The 16149-nt window shown below is 71.4% G+C and carries 12 protein-coding genes; 3 read left to right on the top strand and 9 right to left on the bottom strand.

Annotation, left to right across the window (positions count from 1 at the left end; genetic code table 11):
- Positions 1 to 24: 24 nt before the first annotated feature.
- The 5 genes from ACIQMR_RS26390 to ACIQMR_RS26370 all read right to left on the bottom strand — a co-directional run bounded on the left by ACIQMR_RS26390 (position 25) and on the right by ACIQMR_RS26370 (position 5999).
- Positions 25 to 1227, bottom strand: coding sequence for a S8 family peptidase (locus ACIQMR_RS26390; RefSeq protein ID WP_401391976.1), 1203 nt, complete (start codon positions 1225 to 1227; stop codon positions 25 to 27).
- A 428-nt stretch (positions 1228 to 1655) separates the two neighbouring features.
- Positions 1656 to 2849, bottom strand: coding sequence for a macrolide-inactivating glycosyltransferase (gene mgt / locus ACIQMR_RS26385; RefSeq protein ID WP_401391973.1), 1194 nt, complete (start codon positions 2847 to 2849; stop codon positions 1656 to 1658).
- A gap of 89 nt (positions 2850 to 2938) precedes the next feature.
- The gene (locus tag ACIQMR_RS26380) at positions 2939 to 4243 is read right to left on the bottom strand and encodes an ABC transporter substrate-binding protein (RefSeq protein ID WP_401391970.1); all 1305 of its coding nucleotides are present in this window, start codon (positions 4241 to 4243) and stop codon (positions 2939 to 2941) included.
- Entirely contained in the window at positions 4243 to 5082 is an 840-nt protein-coding gene (locus tag ACIQMR_RS26375) for a carbohydrate ABC transporter permease (RefSeq protein ID WP_401391967.1), read from the bottom strand. The genes ACIQMR_RS26380 and ACIQMR_RS26375 overlap by 1 nt, the downstream gene beginning before the upstream one ends.
- On the bottom strand, positions 5079 to 5999 hold the full coding sequence (locus ACIQMR_RS26370) for a carbohydrate ABC transporter permease (RefSeq protein WP_401392266.1): 921 nt from the start codon (positions 5997 to 5999) through the stop codon (positions 5079 to 5081). The genes ACIQMR_RS26375 and ACIQMR_RS26370 overlap by 4 nt, the downstream gene beginning before the upstream one ends.
- A gap of 104 nt (positions 6000 to 6103) precedes the next feature.
- Between ACIQMR_RS26370 and ACIQMR_RS26365 the strand changes: the two genes are divergently transcribed.
- The gene (locus ACIQMR_RS26365) at positions 6104 to 6955 is read left to right on the top strand and encodes a phosphotransferase enzyme family protein (protein ID WP_401391964.1); all 852 of its coding nucleotides are present in this window, start codon (positions 6104 to 6106) and stop codon (positions 6953 to 6955) included.
- Between the two features lie 109 nt (positions 6956 to 7064).
- On the opposite strand, the gene ACIQMR_RS26360 is transcribed toward ACIQMR_RS26365, so the two are convergent.
- The 4 genes from ACIQMR_RS26360 to ACIQMR_RS26345 all read right to left on the bottom strand — a co-directional run bounded on the left by ACIQMR_RS26360 (position 7065) and on the right by ACIQMR_RS26345 (position 11356).
- A complete protein-coding gene (locus tag ACIQMR_RS26360) occupies positions 7065 to 7769 on the bottom strand; it encodes a 3'-5' exonuclease (RefSeq protein WP_401391961.1) in 705 nt (234 codons plus the stop codon).
- 60 nt (positions 7770 to 7829) lie between these two features.
- Complete coding sequence (locus tag ACIQMR_RS26355; protein ID WP_401391958.1) at positions 7830 to 9062, bottom strand: SAV2148 family HEPN domain-containing protein; 1233 nt, start codon at positions 9060 to 9062, stop codon at positions 7830 to 7832.
- A gap of 98 nt (positions 9063 to 9160) precedes the next feature.
- On the bottom strand, positions 9161 to 10525 hold the full coding sequence (locus ACIQMR_RS26350) for a copper amine oxidase (protein ID WP_401391955.1): 1365 nt from the start codon (positions 10523 to 10525) through the stop codon (positions 9161 to 9163).
- 15 nt (positions 10526 to 10540) lie between these two features.
- The gene (locus tag ACIQMR_RS26345; protein ID WP_401391952.1) at positions 10541 to 11356 is read right to left on the bottom strand and encodes a Tat pathway signal sequence domain protein; all 816 of its coding nucleotides are present in this window, start codon (positions 11354 to 11356) and stop codon (positions 10541 to 10543) included.
- Between the two features lie 128 nt (positions 11357 to 11484).
- On the opposite strand from ACIQMR_RS26345, the gene glgX reads away from it, so the two are divergent.
- A complete protein-coding gene (glgX, locus tag ACIQMR_RS26340; protein WP_266387593.1) occupies positions 11485 to 13605 on the top strand; it encodes a glycogen debranching protein GlgX in 2121 nt (706 codons plus the stop codon).
- A 204-nt stretch (positions 13606 to 13809) separates the two neighbouring features.
- Positions 13810 to 16149: a malto-oligosyltrehalose synthase gene (gene treY, locus ACIQMR_RS26335; RefSeq protein WP_401391949.1), complete on the top strand. Its 2340-nt coding sequence runs from the start codon at positions 13810 to 13812 to the stop codon at positions 16147 to 16149.

Raw genomic sequence — 16149 nt, 5'->3', positions numbered from 1 at the left:
CCGCATGTTGCCGTCCGTCGTTGGCTACTCGACGACCTTCAGCAGCTTGTTGGGCGTGCCCTCGCTCGGGTTGGCGATCTTGTCGGGCGTGGCGCCGTCCGTCAGGGCCTTGGCGACCTGATCGGGGGTGGCGTCCTGGTGGGCGGCGAGGTAGACCGCGGCGGCGCCGACGACGTGCGGGGTCGCCATCGAGGTACCGGAGATGGTCTTGGTGCCCTCGTCGCTGTCGTTCCAGGCCGAGGTGATGTCCGAGCCCGGGGCGTAGATGTCCACGACCGAGCCGAAGTTGGAGAAGTCGGACTGCTGGTCGTCCTTGGTCGAGGAGGCGACGGTGATGGCCTCCTTGACGCGGGAGGGGGAGCCCTGGCCGGCGTCGCTGGACTCGTTGCCCGCGGCCACGCCGAAGGTCACGCCGGAGGCGATGGCCTTCTGTACGGCCTCGTCGAGCGCCGGGTCGGCGCCGCCGCCGAGGCTCATGTTGGCGACGGACGGGCCCTGGTGGTTCTTGGTGACCCAGTCGATACCGGCGACGACCTGCTCGGTGGTGCCCGAGCCGCTGTCGTCGAGCACGCGCACGGCGACGATCTTCGCCTTCTTGGCGACTCCGTGGGAGGCGCCGGCGATGGTGCCCGCCACGTGGGTGCCGTGGCCGTTGCCGTCGTCGGCGGTCTCGTCGTTGTCGATCGCGTCGAAGCCGTGGCTGGCGCGGCCCTCGAAGTCCTTGTGCGTGACGCGGACTCCGGTGTCGATGACGTACGCCGTGACGCCCTCGCCCGCGCCGTCGGGGTAGGTGTACTTGCTGTCGCCGGCGGTGTCGGCCTGGTCGATGCGGTCCAGGCCCCAGGACGGCGGGTTGTCCTGGGTGGCGTTGATGGTGAACTTCTTGTTCTGGACGACCTTGTCGACTGCCGGGTCGGCGGCGAGGCGCTTGGCCTCGGTCTCCGAAAGCCCGCTGGCGGAGAAGCCGTTGACGGCGGAGGTGTAGTTGCGCTGCAGCGTGCCGCCGTACTCCTTCGCCAGCGACTTGTTGTCGGCCTTCTCGTCCAGCAGGACGATGTAGCTTCCGGCGACGGCGCCTTCGGCGTTCGCTCCGTAGATCGTGCCCTCGGCGGGAGCCGTCGCGGCCCCGGCGAAGGAGGTTCCGAGTACGGTCACTCCGGCGGCGGCGGCCACGGCGGTTATCGCCGCGGTCAGCTTGATCCTGTTCGGGCGCTTGTGAGTTGCCATGAAGAGGGGGTCTCCTCGTCATCAATTTGTGGGGGGAATGGCCACCGGGAGAAAAATCTCCGGCGGTTGACTCGAAACCCTGACCGATTGACGCGCCCAGATCAAGACCTTCACGCAGCTGTGACTTGATCAACAAGAGTTTGTCATACGAAATCGGCCAGCACTCCACAAGTCGGACTCCTGGTCGAACTTTCCTTACACACAGGGAAATTCGGTCGAGGAATTGTGCCCACGATGTCATTGCCGTGTGACCGCCGGGAATGCGGGTAAACGCCGTCGGCCCCACCGCGGTTCCGGGTCAATTCCGCGCCCCAGCGGTCCGCGGGAAACACCGGTGAACACCGTCCGGGCAGCGCGAACACCCCGGCAGGGGCTCACGGATCGGCCGGATCGGGCCCGATCCGTGAGCAGCGCCGGAGGGGCTCTCCCTAAAGGAGTTCCGCCTCGATCAGGTCGGCCGCGCGCGTCGTCCCGCCCTCACCCGCCATCGAGAGCCCGACCTCCTTGAGCCTGCGGGCCACATCCGGGTCGCCGGCCAGGGCGAGGACCGCCTCGCGCAGGGTGTCCGCGGTGGCCTCCTCCATGGGGACGTGACGGGCCACGCCGAGCGAGGCGAGCATGTCGGCGTTGCCGAACTGGTCGACGGCCTGCGGGACCGCGACCATGGGCGTCGCCGTGGCGAGGCCCTCCTGGCTGCCGCCCGCCCCGGCATGGGTGATGAAGGCGTCCGCCTGCTTCAGGATCGCCAGCTGCGGCACCCAGTTGTGGGCCTCGATGTTCGCGGGGAGCGGCCCCAGCTCGGCGGCGTCCACGAACGCGCCGATCTGCAGCACCACATGCCATCCGGGGAGATCACCGAAGGCCTTCACACATTCCCGGTAGAAGCCGGGCTGCTTGGTGAAGGTCGAGCCCAGGGAGACCAGCAGCACCTTCTCCGCGCCGGCCGGCCGCCGCCACCGCCCCTGCTCGCCGCGCTCCCCCTGGCAGGCGCCGACGAAGGTGTGGACGGACTCGTCGACCCGGTCGGCGTTCGGCTGCAGCGCCCTCGGGATGAGGACGAGGGAGCGCCGCGGGCGGCCGACGAACGGGTCGGGGTGGGTGTCGATGCCGTTCTCGGCGAGCCATGCCTCGAAGCGGGCGTAGTACGCGCGGCCGCGCTCGGTCTCCCTGAGCCCGGCCGTCATCGGCTCGCCGACCTCCTCCTCGTAGCCCTCCCAGGCGACGAGGTTCGGTGAGAGGGACACGGCGGGCACGCCCCAGCGGTGGGCGAGCACGCGCGCCGGGTAGGAGGTGATGTCGTGCAGCACGAGGTCGGGCTCGTCCCCGGCGAACGCCTCGGCCAGTTGCGGCAGCGCCTGGATCGCGTCGCGCAGGAACGGTTCGATGTTGTCGATCAGCTCCGTACCCCACGCCTCCGGCTCGTCGTCGGTCGGGAGCGTGGAGGTGTAGAGCACCGGTTCGGCGCCGGTGGCGGCGACCTTCTCGGCGAAGGCCGGGGGGATCGCGTAGCTGACACGGTGCCCGCGGGCCACGAGTTCCCGGATCACTTCGAGGCTCGGGTTCACGTGCCCGTGGGCGGCGATGGAGAACATGGCGACATGGGCACGCTGGGGTTCGGTCATGCGCCCCACACTAAACGAGACGATACGTCTCGTGCAACGTAATGGCCCGGTCGTGCGGCCCGGCCGTGTGGACCTCCCTCTGCTGCCGCCTACTGCCGCTGGTAGCGGGCGAGGACCAGGTTCCCGTCCTCGACCAGGCGTTTCCTCAGCTCCGCGCCGTCGATGCCGCCGGAGTAGTACTCCTGGAGCGCGGGCGTCGCCACCTTGTCCTTCCACTCCGGATAGCCCCGCACCGACTGCGCGGGGGCCGACCTCAGATGCCGCGCGAGCGCCGCGCCGGTCGCCCAGCCGTTCTCGGCGGTCCTCAGCGACGGATCGGCGAGCGCCTGCCGGCCCGTCGGCAGCATCCAGTCGCCCTTCGCGAGCCGCACCATGTTCGCCGGCCGCAGCAGGAAGTCGATGAAGGCGACGGCCTCCTTCTTGTACGGGCTGTCCTCGGCGACCGACAGGGTCTGCGGGCTGACGCCCTGTGCGAGCCCCGCCCGGCCGGCGGGCGCGGGCAGCACGGTCCACTCGAAGCCCTCGGGCGCCTGCTGCGCGATCTGCTGCCGGTACGAGAAGCCCAGCGGGACCATCGCGTACCTGCCCGCGAAGAATCCGGGCAGGGCGTCGGAGCCGCCCCCGCCGAGCGCGGTCGGCGACGCGCTGCCGTCCACCGTGACCTGGTCGTGGACGGTCCCGGGGACGACCGCGTCGGCATCGGTGAACTCGATGCGCACCTTGCCGTCCGCGCCCCGCTGGAACATCCGCCCGCCCGCCGAGAGCCCGAGGTTCAGCGTGGCCGAGACCGGATCCTTCAGCGGCCAGGCCACGCCGTACCTCCCCTTGCCCAGATGCGCCGTCAGCTTCTTGGCGACGCCGCGGAACTCCTCCCAGGTCCACGGCTCCCGCGGCGTCGGGATCCGCACACCGGAGGCGTCGAGGATCTTCTTGTTGGCGATGAGGACACGGGGTTCCTGGAGGAACGGGACCCCGTGGACGCCTTCGCCGAAGGTCGTCGTCTCCCAGCTCTGCTGCGGGATGTCGGCGGTGAGCCGGGCCGGCAGCAGCCCGCGCAGATCGGCGAGATACCCGCCGTAGGCGAAGTCGGCGAGGTCGTCGGAGGCGTCGTGGATGATGTCGGGCGCCTCACCGCCCTCGAAGGAGGTGAGCAACTGGTCGTGGACGCTGTCCCAGCTGCCCTGGACGTACTCGACCCGCACCCGGGAGTGGGTGGCGTTCCACTCCTTCACCAGTTCCTTGTTGGCGGCGACGGACTCCTCCTGCCAGGCGAGCGACTGGAAGCGGAGCGTGATCTTCCCGTCGGTCCGTGAGGAGTCCTCACCGGAGCAGCCGGCCAGCAGCAGGACGAACGCCATGGCCGCCGCGGCAAGCGCCGGTACGCGTGGTCTCATCAGTGCTTCACCGCCCCCGCCAGCGTTCCGCCGGTGATCCGTTTCTGGATGATCGCGAAGATCACGAGCGAGGGGATCGTCGCGAGGAACGCGGCCGCGGCGAGCGGCCCGAGATCGGCGACGCCCTCGGCGCCGAGGAAGTGGGTGAGGACGACCGGCAGCGTCTGCTTCTCGGGGGTCTTCAGCAGGACGAGCGCGAAGAAGAACTCGTTCCACGCCGTGATGAACGCGAACATCGCGGTGGCCGCGATGCCGGGCGCCAGCAGCGGCGCGGTGACCGAGACGAGGATTCTGGCCCGGCCCGCGCCGTCCACGGCCGCGGCCTCCTCCAGTTCGGCGGGCACGGCCCGGACGTAGCCGGTGAGCATCCAGAGCGCGAACGGAAGCGACCACACCACGTACACCAGCACCAGACCGGTCAGGGTGTTGACCAGCTGGAGGTTCTTCAGGATCAGGAACAGCGGAATGATCAGCAGGACGAACGGGAACGCCTGGCTGACCACGACCCAGCCGGTGACGGCCTTCGAAAGCCGGGTGCGGTGGCGGGCCGTCACATAGGCCATCGGGGTCGCGACGACCACCGCCACGAGAGCCGCGGCCAGGGCGATGACCAGACTGTTGGCGGCGGCCCGCAGCAGCGGCTGTTCGCCGAAGGCCTGCCGGAAGTTGTCGAGGGTCGGGTTCCGCGGGATCCAGGTGGGGTGGAGCGAGGCGAGTTCCCCGGGCGGCTTGAAGGCGGTGGAGACCAGCCACAGGAACGGGAACGCGAGGAAGACGAGATACGCGAGGAGCGCCAGGTACTGGCCGGCCCGTCCGGCCCTGCCGGTGCGTATGGTCACCGCGGCTCACCACCCCTCAGCCGGCCCACCAGATACAGCGCGAGCATCACGGAGATCACCGCCACCATGACGCAGCCCATCGCCGCGGCATAGCCAAACTGGCCGTAGCGGAAGGCCTCTTCGTAGGCGAACAGCATGGGAAGGCGGGTGCGGCCGCCGGGACCGCCGCTGGTGAGGACGTAGACCAGGGCGAAGGAGTTGAAGTTCCAGATGAACTGCAGCGCCGTGATCGCGAGCGCGACGGGCCGCAGCGCGGGCCAGGTGACGGTACGGAACCGGCGCCAGGCGCCCGCGCCGTCGAGCGCCGCGGCCTCATGGAGCTCCTGGGGGGTGTTCTGGAGGCCGGCGAGGAGCGCCACGGTGGTCTGGGGCATGCCGGACCAGACGCCCACGACGATCACGGCGGGGAGCGCGGTGGCCAGTCCGGTGAGCCAGTCGCGGCCGTCGCCGAGGCCGAGATCGCGGATGGTCTCGTTGAGGACGCCCGCGTCGGGGTGGTAGACGAGGCGCCACATGATGCCGACGACGACCTCCGGCATGGCCCAGGGGATGATCGCGAGGGCTCGTGCGAGCCAGCGCAGCCGGAGGTTCTGGTTGAGGAGCAGGGCGAGGCCGAGGGCCAGCACGAACTGCGGGACGGTGACGCCGAACGCCCAGACGAGACCGATCCGGAACGAGTCCCAGAACAGGGTGTCGTGCAGCAGGTCCCGGAAGTTGAGCGTCCCCGTCCAGGTGGTGGCCTGGGTACGGCCGGACTGGGCGTCGGTGAGGGACAGCGCGATGCCGTAGAGCAGTGGGCCGACGCTGAGGACGAGGATCGGTACGAGGGCCGGGAGCACGAGGAACCAGGCCCCGTGGTCCCTGTGGTAGCGGTGGTCCCTCGCTGTGCCTGACCGCGCCGTCGCGGTCGCCGCCAATGCCACGGATTCGACCCCTTCGCGACGCCGGACCGGCCTCCGTCATCGTGCTGACGGTCCATCGGTTCGTCAACCCCACCTGCGAGGATGCGAGAATCCGCGGTATGGACGAGACACGGGCGCGGGTGGTACTGGACGCGGCGGGGCTGTCGCACGACGCGACGCTGCTGGCCCTCGGGGAGAACGCGGTCTTCGGCGCGGGCGAGCTCGTCGTGAAGGTCGGGCGCGGCGCCGAGCTGCTCGAGCGCGCGGAACGCGAACTGGCCGTCGCCGGATGGCTGGAGGCGGCGGGCGTCCCCGCGGTGCGGTCCGCGGAGCCCACGGCGCGACTGGTTCAGGGGCATCCGGTGACGGTGTGGCACCGGCTGCCGGAGGCGGTGCGGGCCGCCGAACCACGGGACCTGGCGCCGCTGCTGCGACAGGTGCACGCGCTGCCGGCGGCCCCGTTCGCCCTGCCGGCGCGGGAACTGCTCGGAGGTGTCGAGCGGTGGCTGCGGCTGGCGGGGGACGCGATCGACCCGGCGGACGCGGCGTATCTGCGGGAGCGGCGGGACGGTTTCGCCGCGGCGGCCGCCGCGCTGACGCCGCATCTTCCGCCGGGGCCGGTCCACGGCGACGCGCTGCCGCGCAATGTCCATGTCGGGCCCGACGGGCCGGTCCTGGTCGACCTGGAGACGTTCTCCTCGGACCTGCGCGAGCACGACCTGGTCGTGCTGGCGCTGTCCCGCGACCGGTACGGGCTGGACGCGGCGGCGTACGAGGCGTTCACGGAGGCGTACGGCTGGGATGTGCGCCGGTGGGAGGGGTGCGGGGTGCTTCGGGGCGCGCGTGAGACGGCGAGCTGTGCGTGGGTGGCGCAGCACGCGCCGGTGAACCCGCGGGCACGCGAGGAGTTCCGGCGGCGGGTGACGTCCCTGCGCCAGGGGGACGCGGAGGTGCGCTGGTACCCGTTCTGACGAACGACGAACGACGAACGCGGAACGAAGGACGCTGAACGACGAACGAGCGACGAGGAACGAGGAACGAGAGGCGGGCCGCGCTGCACGGCCCCCGCGGCGGTGCTCGTCAGCCGGAAACGGCCACTGGCTCGCGCAGGGGCCAGGTCCCGTCGACGGTCGCGTCCGCCTCGCCCTTGCGGCGCAGGAACGCCTGGAAGTCCGCCGCCCATTCGGCATACCACCGGACCTGGCGGGAGTGGAGCTCGGCCGGGGTCAGGCCCGCGACCGTGGTGTGGCGGGTGGCTATCGCGCGGGCGACGCGGACCGCGGCCAGTGCGTCGGCCGAGGCCTCGTGCGCGTCGTCGAGGACCACGCCGTACTCCCCGCAGACCGCCTCCAGGGTGCGCTTGCCGCGCCGGTAGCGGTCGACCGCGCGGTCGATGGTGTAAGGGTCGATGACGGGGCCGAGGTCCACGAGCGGGGCCAGCCCGTGCCGTTGGAGCTCCGCGGCGAGCAGGGTCAGGTCGAAGGCCGCGTTGTACGCCACGACCGGCACCCCGCGAGCCCAGTGTCCGGCCAGCGTTTCGGCGATCTCGGCGATCACGTCCCTGGCGGGACGGCCCTCCGCCGCCGCCCGTTCACTGCTGATGCCGTGGATCGCGGAGGCCTGCGCCGGGATGCGGACGCCCGGGTCCGCCAGCCAGGTGCGCCGGTCGACGGTCCCGTCTCCGGCCACCGTGACGACCGCCGCCGTCACGATCCGCGCCTGGAGCGGATCCGTCCCCGTGGTCTCCAGGTCGAAGCCGGCCAGCGGCTCACGGTGCCAGGTCATCGTCGTCGTCCCCCCTCGTTCAGTGGTGCTGACGGAAACTCTCGCACGCGCCTCTGACAGTCAGGACACCGGCCGTGAGTCGGCCCATACCGAGTCGAACTCCTCGCGGTACGTCTGGAACAGCCCGTGCTCGCCCTCCTGACCGGACCTCACCACCGACCGCCCGGCGCCGCGCAGGACCAGCACCGGCGCCTCCATGCCGCGTGCCCGCCGCAGATACGACTGCACGACGGCCAGCCCGTCCGGCCCGTCCCCGTCCACCAGGTAGGCCGTGAACCGGGGCGTCTCGTCGAAGACGTGGATCTCGAAGGCGCCGGGGTCGCGGAGCTTGGACCGCACCCGCCGCATGTGGAGGATGTTCATCTCCACCGAGCGGCTCAGCTCGCCCTTCCTCAGGCCGAGTTCACGCTCGCGCCGCTTGACCGCGCTGCTCGCCGGGTTGAGGAAGAGCAGCCGCACCCGGCAGCCGGACTCGGCCAGCCGGACCAGTCGCCGCCCGGAGAAGTTCTGCACCAGCAGGTTCAGTCCTATGCCGATGGCGTCGAGGCGCCGGGAGCCCCCGAAGAGGTCCTCGGCGGGCAGCTGCCGCTGCAGCCGTACCCGGTCGGAGTGGATGGAGACCACGTCCGCGTACCGGTCCCCCACCAGGTCCTCGACCGCGTCGACCGGGAGCCGGTCCGCCGAGGGCACCCCGGCGCCGCTGCCGAGGATCTCCAGCAGCCGGGCCGAGGCCCGTTCGGCCTGGGCGAGCACCGCCTCGTTCAGCGCCCGGTTGCGGGAGACGACGTTCCGCGCGACCTCCAGCTCGTCCAGCGCCAGCTCCACATCGCGCCGGTCGTCGAAGTACGGCTCGAAGCAGGGCCAGTGCTGGACCATCAGCTCCCGCAGCTGCGGGAGCGTGAGGAAGCTGAGCACGTTGTCGTCGGCCGGGTCGAGGAGGTACCCCTTGCGGCGGCTGACCTCCCGTACGGCGACGGCCCGCTGCACCCACTCCTGGCCGGCCGGGCCGGCGGCGGCGACGACCCACTCCTCGCCGTGCACGGGTTCGTAGATGGGCCGCAGCACGGCGGCCACGACGGCCCGCAACCGCTGTTCGACCAGATTCAGCCAGATGTACGCCCGCCCTGCTCGCTGGGCGCGCGTACGCACCTCGCTCCAGGCGTCGGCGCTCCAGTCCAGCTCCGCCCCGATCTCCACCGGGCGGGCGAGTGAGACCGCGCCGGGCGGGACGTCGGCGGAGTCCCCCTCGTGACCCGTGTCACCTGGGGGTAGCTCCATCCCTCCCGAGCTCACCCGCGCACCGCCTTCTGCTCCCGCGCACCCGTCTTCAACGATCAAGGAAGGGTACTCCGGGAGCGGGAGGCGATGCAGCCGGATCCACAGGTACTCGCTCAACTCCCCTGCGGTGGCGCACCGTTCTGGCCGACGAGATCGGCCGGAGAGAGCGGATTCATAGCGGTTACGTCCCTCGGCGCGAGCTGGAAGCCTTGCCAGTGGACCGGCATCGGCTGCTGGTCCTCGTCCCGGGCGATGTGGTGGAACCCGATGTTCACCCACACGACCGGGTGGCTCAGCGTCTCTCCGTTGACCCACTCGTCGACGCTGTCGGGGGCGTTCGGTCCGCAGTTGAGGATGTTGTTGCTGGCGAACTGCTCGCAGGCCCGGTTCTGGGTGACGTAGATGTCGTGCTCGGTGAACGGCCGGCCCGCGTGCGGGGCGGACGGCCCGGGGACGATCTCGTAACTGCGAGGGTGTCCGTCCTTGTTCTTTCCCGTCGCGCTGACGACGCGCCACCACCGCATGGTCTGCGCGTCCCCGGCGAGCTCCTTGGTGACGGGCGTACGGGTGGTCCTCGTCGTCGGGCTGCCGTCGGCCGGGGGCGGGGTGACCTTGGAGTCGTACTGCTCGATCCGGTCCCTGACACCGCCGTCGAGGCCGAAGTTCAGCCGCCAGAAGACGTTGTGGCTGTGGCTGGCGGCGTAGTCCCTGGCGCCCTTGCCGATGGGCCAGCCGCGGCCGTCTCCGGCGTCGTAGTCGCCCGGGGAGAGACTGCCGGTGGCGCCGACGTTCGCCGATATCGTGCCGTCGGAGGAGAAGCGCCACTCGGTGATGTACTCGTACCAGGAGACCTTGTTGACGGTGTAGAGGAGCAGGTCCGCGCCCCGCTCCTGCCAGACCTTGGCGCCGTCGTCGCTCGCCATCCGGTAGGCGTGTCCGCGTGATCGGGTGGTCGTGCACAGACCCTTGACCCGGCCCGCGTCGGGGACCTTCACCGTCTTGACGGTGCCGCCGGGGCACTCGGTGGGCTTGAGGTCCTGCAGGCCGTAGCCGAAGCCGAAGCCGGTGAGGTCGTCGTACTCGGCCTGGCCGTTGTCGTAGGGCACATGCACCTGGGCGAGCTTGGCACTGGCCAGCACCTGGATGGGCCGGGGTTCGCCCTTGGGCTGGTAGGTGACGTTGTCCAGGACGAGCCCGGCGGAGGAGTCGTAGTGCCAGCACATGCGCCAGGTGGTGCCGCCGGCCAGCTTCTGGCTGATGCGGTACGGCGCGCTGCAGCCCGGGGCCGGGGCCGGGGCCGCGGTGGGGCCCTGGGGCGCGGCGGCCTGCGCGGTGGGACCGGCGGCGGTCAGCGCGCCGCCCAGCAGGACGGCGGCGGCCAGCACCGGGGCGGACCTGCGGGCCGCCCGTGCGGCGCGTACGGGACCGGCCGGGAGGACGGCCGGGGCGAGCGCACGCGGAAGTCTGCTCTTGTCCATGGGACGGAGATCCCCTCAGGCGGAAGGCGCGCGGACGACGGTGCGGGCGCTGAGGTCGACGGCCAGGTCCCTGGTGTCGATCCACGGCCCATTGGTGATCTTGGTGATGACGCGCACACAGCGGTGCACCCCGCAGGAGGCGAGCTCCGCGGGAGTGCGCGCCTCGCGTTCCTTGCGGTAGACGAAGCCGCTCAGGGTGAGCGGTCCGGCCGAGGTGAGTGTGCGGCCGGTGGCGTCCTGGTAGTCGGCCCTGAGTCCGGCGCCGAGCGGGCTCGCCAGGATCAGCTCGACGGCTTCGCGCAGCTCCTCGCGGCGCGGGGAGGGCTGCACCCCCTGCTGTGCCTCGCGGCTCTCCACCTTCCCGCTGCCGACCTCGACGGTGGCCGTGACGAGCTGGTCGGTCCGGTAGTCGTAGAACGACACGACGGCGCGGCGCGGCGGTGCGGCGAGGCCCGCCTCGGACGGCAGCGGTTCGGCCAGGTCGGTGGTGAGGTGCTGCGGGCCCCGGCCGCCGCCCACGTTCTCGCCGCTGCGCGCGGCCGGCGCCGTCGCCAGCCCCTCGGCCCTTTTCCGTTCGTCGTCGGTGAGCGGGTCGCGTCCGACTCCCTTCCCGCCCTCGTCGGGGGGCGCCTCCATGACGCCGGGTTCCGGCCCGGAGACGCCGGGATCCCCCGTTCCCCGCTCCCGGGCGGCGGCGGCCGGGCCGCCGGGTCCGTCCTGTGCTCCCGCCGTGCCCGGCAGGGTGATTCCCGCCGCCAACGCGGTCCCCGTCACCGCAATGGCCGTGCCCGCCACCAGTTTCCCCAGGTGGCGGCGCATCAGAGTGCGCACATTTCCCCCCTCTTACCCGTGGTCACCCGGTAGGACGGTGGTAAGTCCTAGGAGGTTGCCCTACTTTCGGGGAGGATTCGGCCGAAGAGGTTCCCAGCACCCGGATCAGAAGTGGAAGAGTCTTATCTATGCAGGTCTGGCCGGGACAGGCGTATCCACTCGGTGCCACGTACGACGGCGCCGGCACCAATTTCGCGGTCTACTCCGAGGCCGCGCACCGAATCGAGCTGTGTCTGCTGCACGACGACGGCTCCGAGACGGCGGTCGAGCTGCGCGAGACCGACGCGTTCGTCCGCCATGCCTATCTGCCGGGTGTCATGCCCGGACAGCGGTACGGATTCCGGGTGCACGGCCCCTACGCGCCGGAGCGCGGGCAGCGGTGCAACTCGGCGAAGCTGCTCCTCGACCCGTACGCGCGGGCGATGAGCGGCCGTATCGACTGGGGCGAGGCGGTCTACGGCTATCACTTCGGCAGACCGGACTCGCGCAACGATCTCGACTCCGCCCCGCACACGATGACGTCGGTCGTCGTCAATCCCTACTTCGACTGGGGAGACGACCGTCCGCCGCGGACCGACTACCACCGCACGATCCTCTACGAGGCCCATGTGAAGGGTCTGACGATGATGCATCCCGCGCTGCCGGAGGAGCTGCGCGGGACGTACGCGGGGCTCGCGCACCCCGAGGTGATCTCGCATCTGACGGAACTGGGCATCACGGCACTGGAATTGATGCCGGTGCACCAGTTCGTGAACGATCACCGGCTGGTCGATTCAGGGCTCAACAACTACTGGGGCTACAACACGATCGGGTTCTTCGCACCGCACAACCGCTACGCGTCGTGGGGCGACCGCGGACAGCAGGTCCTGGAGTTCAAGTCCGCCGTCCGCGCGCTGCACCAGGCGGGTATCGAGGTCATCCTCGACGTGGTCTACAACCACACGGCCGAGGGCAATCATCTCGGCCCGACGCTGTCGTTCCGCGGCATCGACAACGCCTCCTACTACCGGCTGTCGGAGGACCGCCGCTACCACACGGACACCACCGGCACCGGCAACTCGATGCTGATGCGCTCGCCGCACGTGCTCCAGCTGATCATGGACTCGCTGCGCTACTGGGTGACCGAGATGCACGTCGACGGCTTCCGCTTCGACCTCGCGGCGACCCTGGCGCGCCAGTTCCACGAGGTCGACCGGCTCTCCTCGTTCTTCGACCTGGTCCAGCAGGATCCGGTGGTCAGCCAGGTGAAGCTGATCGCCGAGCCGTGGGACGTCGGCGAGGGCGGCTACCAGGTGGGGAAGTTCCCGCCCCTGTGGACCGAGTGGAACGGCAAGTACCGCGACACCGTACGGGACTTGTGGCGCGGGGAGCCGCGCACGCTCGCCGAGTTCGCGTCCCGGCTGACCGGCTCCTCCGATCTGTACCAGGACGACGGACGGCGTCCGCTCGCCTCGGTCAACTTCGTCACCTGCCACGACGGTTTCACCCTGCACGACCTCGTCGCGTACAACGAGAAGCACAACGAGGCCAACGGGGAGGGCAACAGGGACGGGGAGAGCCACAACCGGTCCTGGAACTGCGGGGCGGAGGGCGAGACCGAGGACGGCGAGGTACGGGAGCTGCGCAACCGGCAGATGCGCAACTTCATCGCGACGCTCATGCTGTCCCAGGGCGTGCCGATGCTCAGCCACGGCGACGAGTTCGCCCGTACGCAGTCCGGCAACAACAACGCCTACTGCCAGGACAACGAGCTCTCCTGGGTGCACTGGCCGGAGTCGACCGCCGACCAGGAGGGCACGCTCCTCGCCTTCACCCGGGCGATGGTCTGGCTGCGCCGCGACCACCAGGTGTTCCGCCGGCGGCGCTTCTTCCACGGCCGGCCGGTGGAGGGCACGCACGACGAGCTGTCCGACATCGCCTGGTTCACCCCGGAGGGCGGGGAGATGACGTCGCGGGACTGGCAGGCCGCCCATGCCAAGGCGCTGACGGTGTTCCTCAACGGCCACGCGATCTCGGAGCCGGGGCCGCGGGGAGAGCGGATCTCGGACGACTCGTTCCTGCTGATGTTCAACGCGAGCGCCGAGGACCTGGATTTCGCGGTTCCGGTGAACCACGGACGGACCTGGCAGGTCGTGGTGGACACCGCCCGCCCGGAGGGCGTCCCTCCGGGCCAGGGGCCGAAGGTGGCGGCGGGCGAGCGGGTCCGGATGATCAGCCGGAGTCTGACGGTGCTGCGGCGGCCCGCGTAGCAGCCGGTCCGGGAGCGGACCGGGCAGCGGACCGGGGAGCGGACCGGGGAGCGGACCGGCCGGAAACGGGCAGGTCGTGACGGCCGGCCGTGGAGGGAGCCGGACGGGCGGCGTTCGTCGTATCAGGTGAACGTCGCCCGGCCCACCCCGCCGGTTGCGGCGCACGATGACACAGAACGCCGCGATGCGGGTACGTACGTTCGCATGACGCCCACCGCCACGTACCGGCTCCAGCTCCAGCCGGCCTTTCCCTTCCGGGCCGCCGAGGAGGCGGTCCCGTATCTCGCCGGCCTCGGTGTCTCGCATCTGCATCTGTCGCCCGTGCTGGAGGCCGTGCCCGCCTCCCCGCACGGCTACGACGTCGTCGACCACGCCCGCGTCCGGGAGGAACTCGGCGGCGAGGAGGGACTGCGCTCGCTCGCCCGTACGGCACGCGACCACGGGCTCGGACTGGTGCTCGACATCGTGCCCAACCACATGGCCGCCGTGCCGCGGTACAACAGGGCGCTGTGGGAGGTCCTGCGCGAGGGCCCCGGTTCCCCGTACGCCCGGTGGTTCGACATCGACTGGGACGCGGGCGGCGGGCGGGTGCTGATGCCCGTGCTGGGCGGGCGGCTCGGGCAGGAGCTCGGCTCACTGCGGGTGGAGGGGCGGGTCCTGCACTACGGCGAACACACGTTCCCGCTGCGGGAGGGCACGGAACGGCTCGCGCTGCCGGAGCTGCTGGACGCCCAGTGGTACCGGCTCGGCTGGTGGCGCCTGGCCCGCACCGAGCTCAACTACCGCCGGTTCTTCACCGTTTCCGAGCTGATCGGGCTACGGGTCGAGGACCCCGAGGTCTTCGCCGCCACCCACACCAAGATCCTGGAGCTGGTGCGGGACGGGGTCGTCGACGGGCTGCGGATCGACCATCCGGACGGACTCGCCGACCCGGAGGAGTACCTGCGCCGGCTCAACGAGGCGACGGGCGGCTGCTGGACCGTCGTGGAGAAGATCCTCACCGGCGACGAGCGGCTGCCGGCGGCCTGGCCGGTCGACGGCACCACCGGGTACGACGCGCTGCACCGCGTCGACGGGCTGTTCACCGACCCCGACGGCGCCGGGGAACTGCTGCGGCTGTACCGGGACTTCGCCGCACCCACCGGTGATCGCGGCGGCTACTGGGGAGCCACGGCGAGGCGCGCCGCGTACAAGGTGATGACGCACGAGCTGGCCGCCGAGACCGAGGCGCTGGCCCGGCTGGCCGAACGGGTCTGCGCCACGGACACGGCGCTGCGCGATCACGCGCCGTGGGCGCTGCGCGCCGCGATCCGGGAACTGCTGGTGCGGGTGCCCGTCTACCGGCCCTACCGCACCGGCGGCGAGTCGGCCCTGACGAGCGACGCGGCACTGCGCGCGAAGGCGGCGTTCGCGGTGGCCGACGAGGCGGACGCGGTCGACGTGATCCGGGACCTGGCGCTCGGCCGGCTCGGCGAGGGCCCGGACCAGGAGGCGTTCCGCGTCCGCTTCGCGCAGACCTCGTCGGCGCTGCGGGCCAAGTCGGTGGAGGACACCGCGTACTTCCGCTACGTCCCGCTCCTCTCGGCGGACGAGGTGGGCGGCGATCCCGGCAAGCCCGCGGTGAGCCCCGAGGAGTTCCACGACTACTGCGGCCGGCTGGCGCGGGACTGGCCGTCCACCGGCACGGTGCTGTCCACGCACGACACCAAGCGCAGCGCCGACGTACGGGCGAGGATCGCCGTGCTCACGGAGTGCCCCGAGCGGTGGGGGCGGCTGCTGGAGTCCGTCGCCGGGGTGCCGGCGCCCGACCGCCATGTCGCCTGGGTGGCCTGGCAGACGGCGTTCGGCCTGGGGATCCCGCACCCGGGACGGCTCGGCCCACCGCTGCTGAAGGCGGTGCGGGAGGCCGGGCTGCACACGAGCTGGACCGAGCCCGACGCCTCCTACGAGCAGGCGGTGAGCGACTTCGTGGAGGCGGGACCCTGCGGACCCCCGCTCTACACGGTGGCCCTGTTCACGCGGGAGGTCGAGGCGTACACCCGGGCCAACACGCTCGGCGCGGCGCTGGTGCAGCTGACCATGCCGGGAGTGCCCGACGTGTACCAGGGCGCTGAGCACGAGTACCTGGCGCTGGTCGACCCCGACAACCGGGAGCCGTTCCGCCGGCGGCGGGCCGGCGAGAAGACGGAGCTCACCCGGACGGCGCTGCTGCTGCGCCGCCGGCGTCCCGGGGCGTTCGGCGAGTCGGGCACGTACGAGCCCCTGGCGGCGCGAGGTCCGGCGGCCGGCCACTGCGTGGCGTTCTGCCGCTCGGGCGAGGTGGTCACGGCGGTGACCCGGCTCTCGCTGCGGCTGGAGGAGTCGGGCGGCTGGAGGGACACCGCGCTGCCCCTCCCCGAGGGCCGCTGGACGGATCTGCTGTCCCCGGACCGGGAGTTCCGGGGCGGGGCGTCCGTGCCCCTGTCGGAGCTGTTCGGCGCACGCCCGGTAGCCCTGCTGGAGCGAGCGGACGGGACCGGGCAGGCCCCCCGCGACCGGGCGTGA

Origin of the sequence: Streptomyces sp. NPDC091376, from assembly GCF_044757085.1 — a bacterium.
GTDB lineage: Bacteria > Actinomycetota > Actinomycetes > Streptomycetales > Streptomycetaceae > Streptomyces > Streptomyces pratisoli.
Note: the sequence above shows the minus strand (reverse complement) of the source record. Positions and strands in the feature narration are given on the sequence as shown.

What these genes read in the sequence shown, in the direction of transcription:
- ACIQMR_RS26390 (WP_401391976.1), bottom strand. Translation starts at nt 1,227, where the DNA reads ATGGCAACTCACAAGCGCCCGAACAGGATCAAGCTGACCGCGGCGATA.
- mgt (WP_401391973.1), bottom strand. Translation starts at nt 2,849, where the DNA reads ATGACCGAACCCCAGCGTGCCCATGTCGCCATGTTCTCCATCGCCGCC.
- ACIQMR_RS26380 (WP_401391970.1), bottom strand. Translation starts at nt 4,243, where the DNA reads ATGAGACCACGCGTACCGGCGCTTGCCGCGGCGGCCATGGCGTTCGTC.
- ACIQMR_RS26365 (WP_401391964.1), top strand. Translation starts at nt 6,104, where the DNA reads ATGGACGAGACACGGGCGCGGGTGGTACTGGACGCGGCGGGGCTGTCG.
- ACIQMR_RS26360 (WP_401391961.1), bottom strand. Translation starts at nt 7,769, where the DNA reads ATGACCTGGCACCGTGAGCCGCTGGCCGGCTTCGACCTGGAGACCACG.
- ACIQMR_RS26350 (WP_401391955.1), bottom strand. Translation starts at nt 10,525, where the DNA reads ATGGACAAGAGCAGACTTCCGCGTGCGCTCGCCCCGGCCGTCCTCCCG.
- glgX (WP_266387593.1), top strand. Translation starts at nt 11,485, where the DNA reads ATGCAGGTCTGGCCGGGACAGGCGTATCCACTCGGTGCCACGTACGAC.
- treY (WP_401391949.1), top strand. Translation starts at nt 13,810, where the DNA reads ATGACGCCCACCGCCACGTACCGGCTCCAGCTCCAGCCGGCCTTTCCC.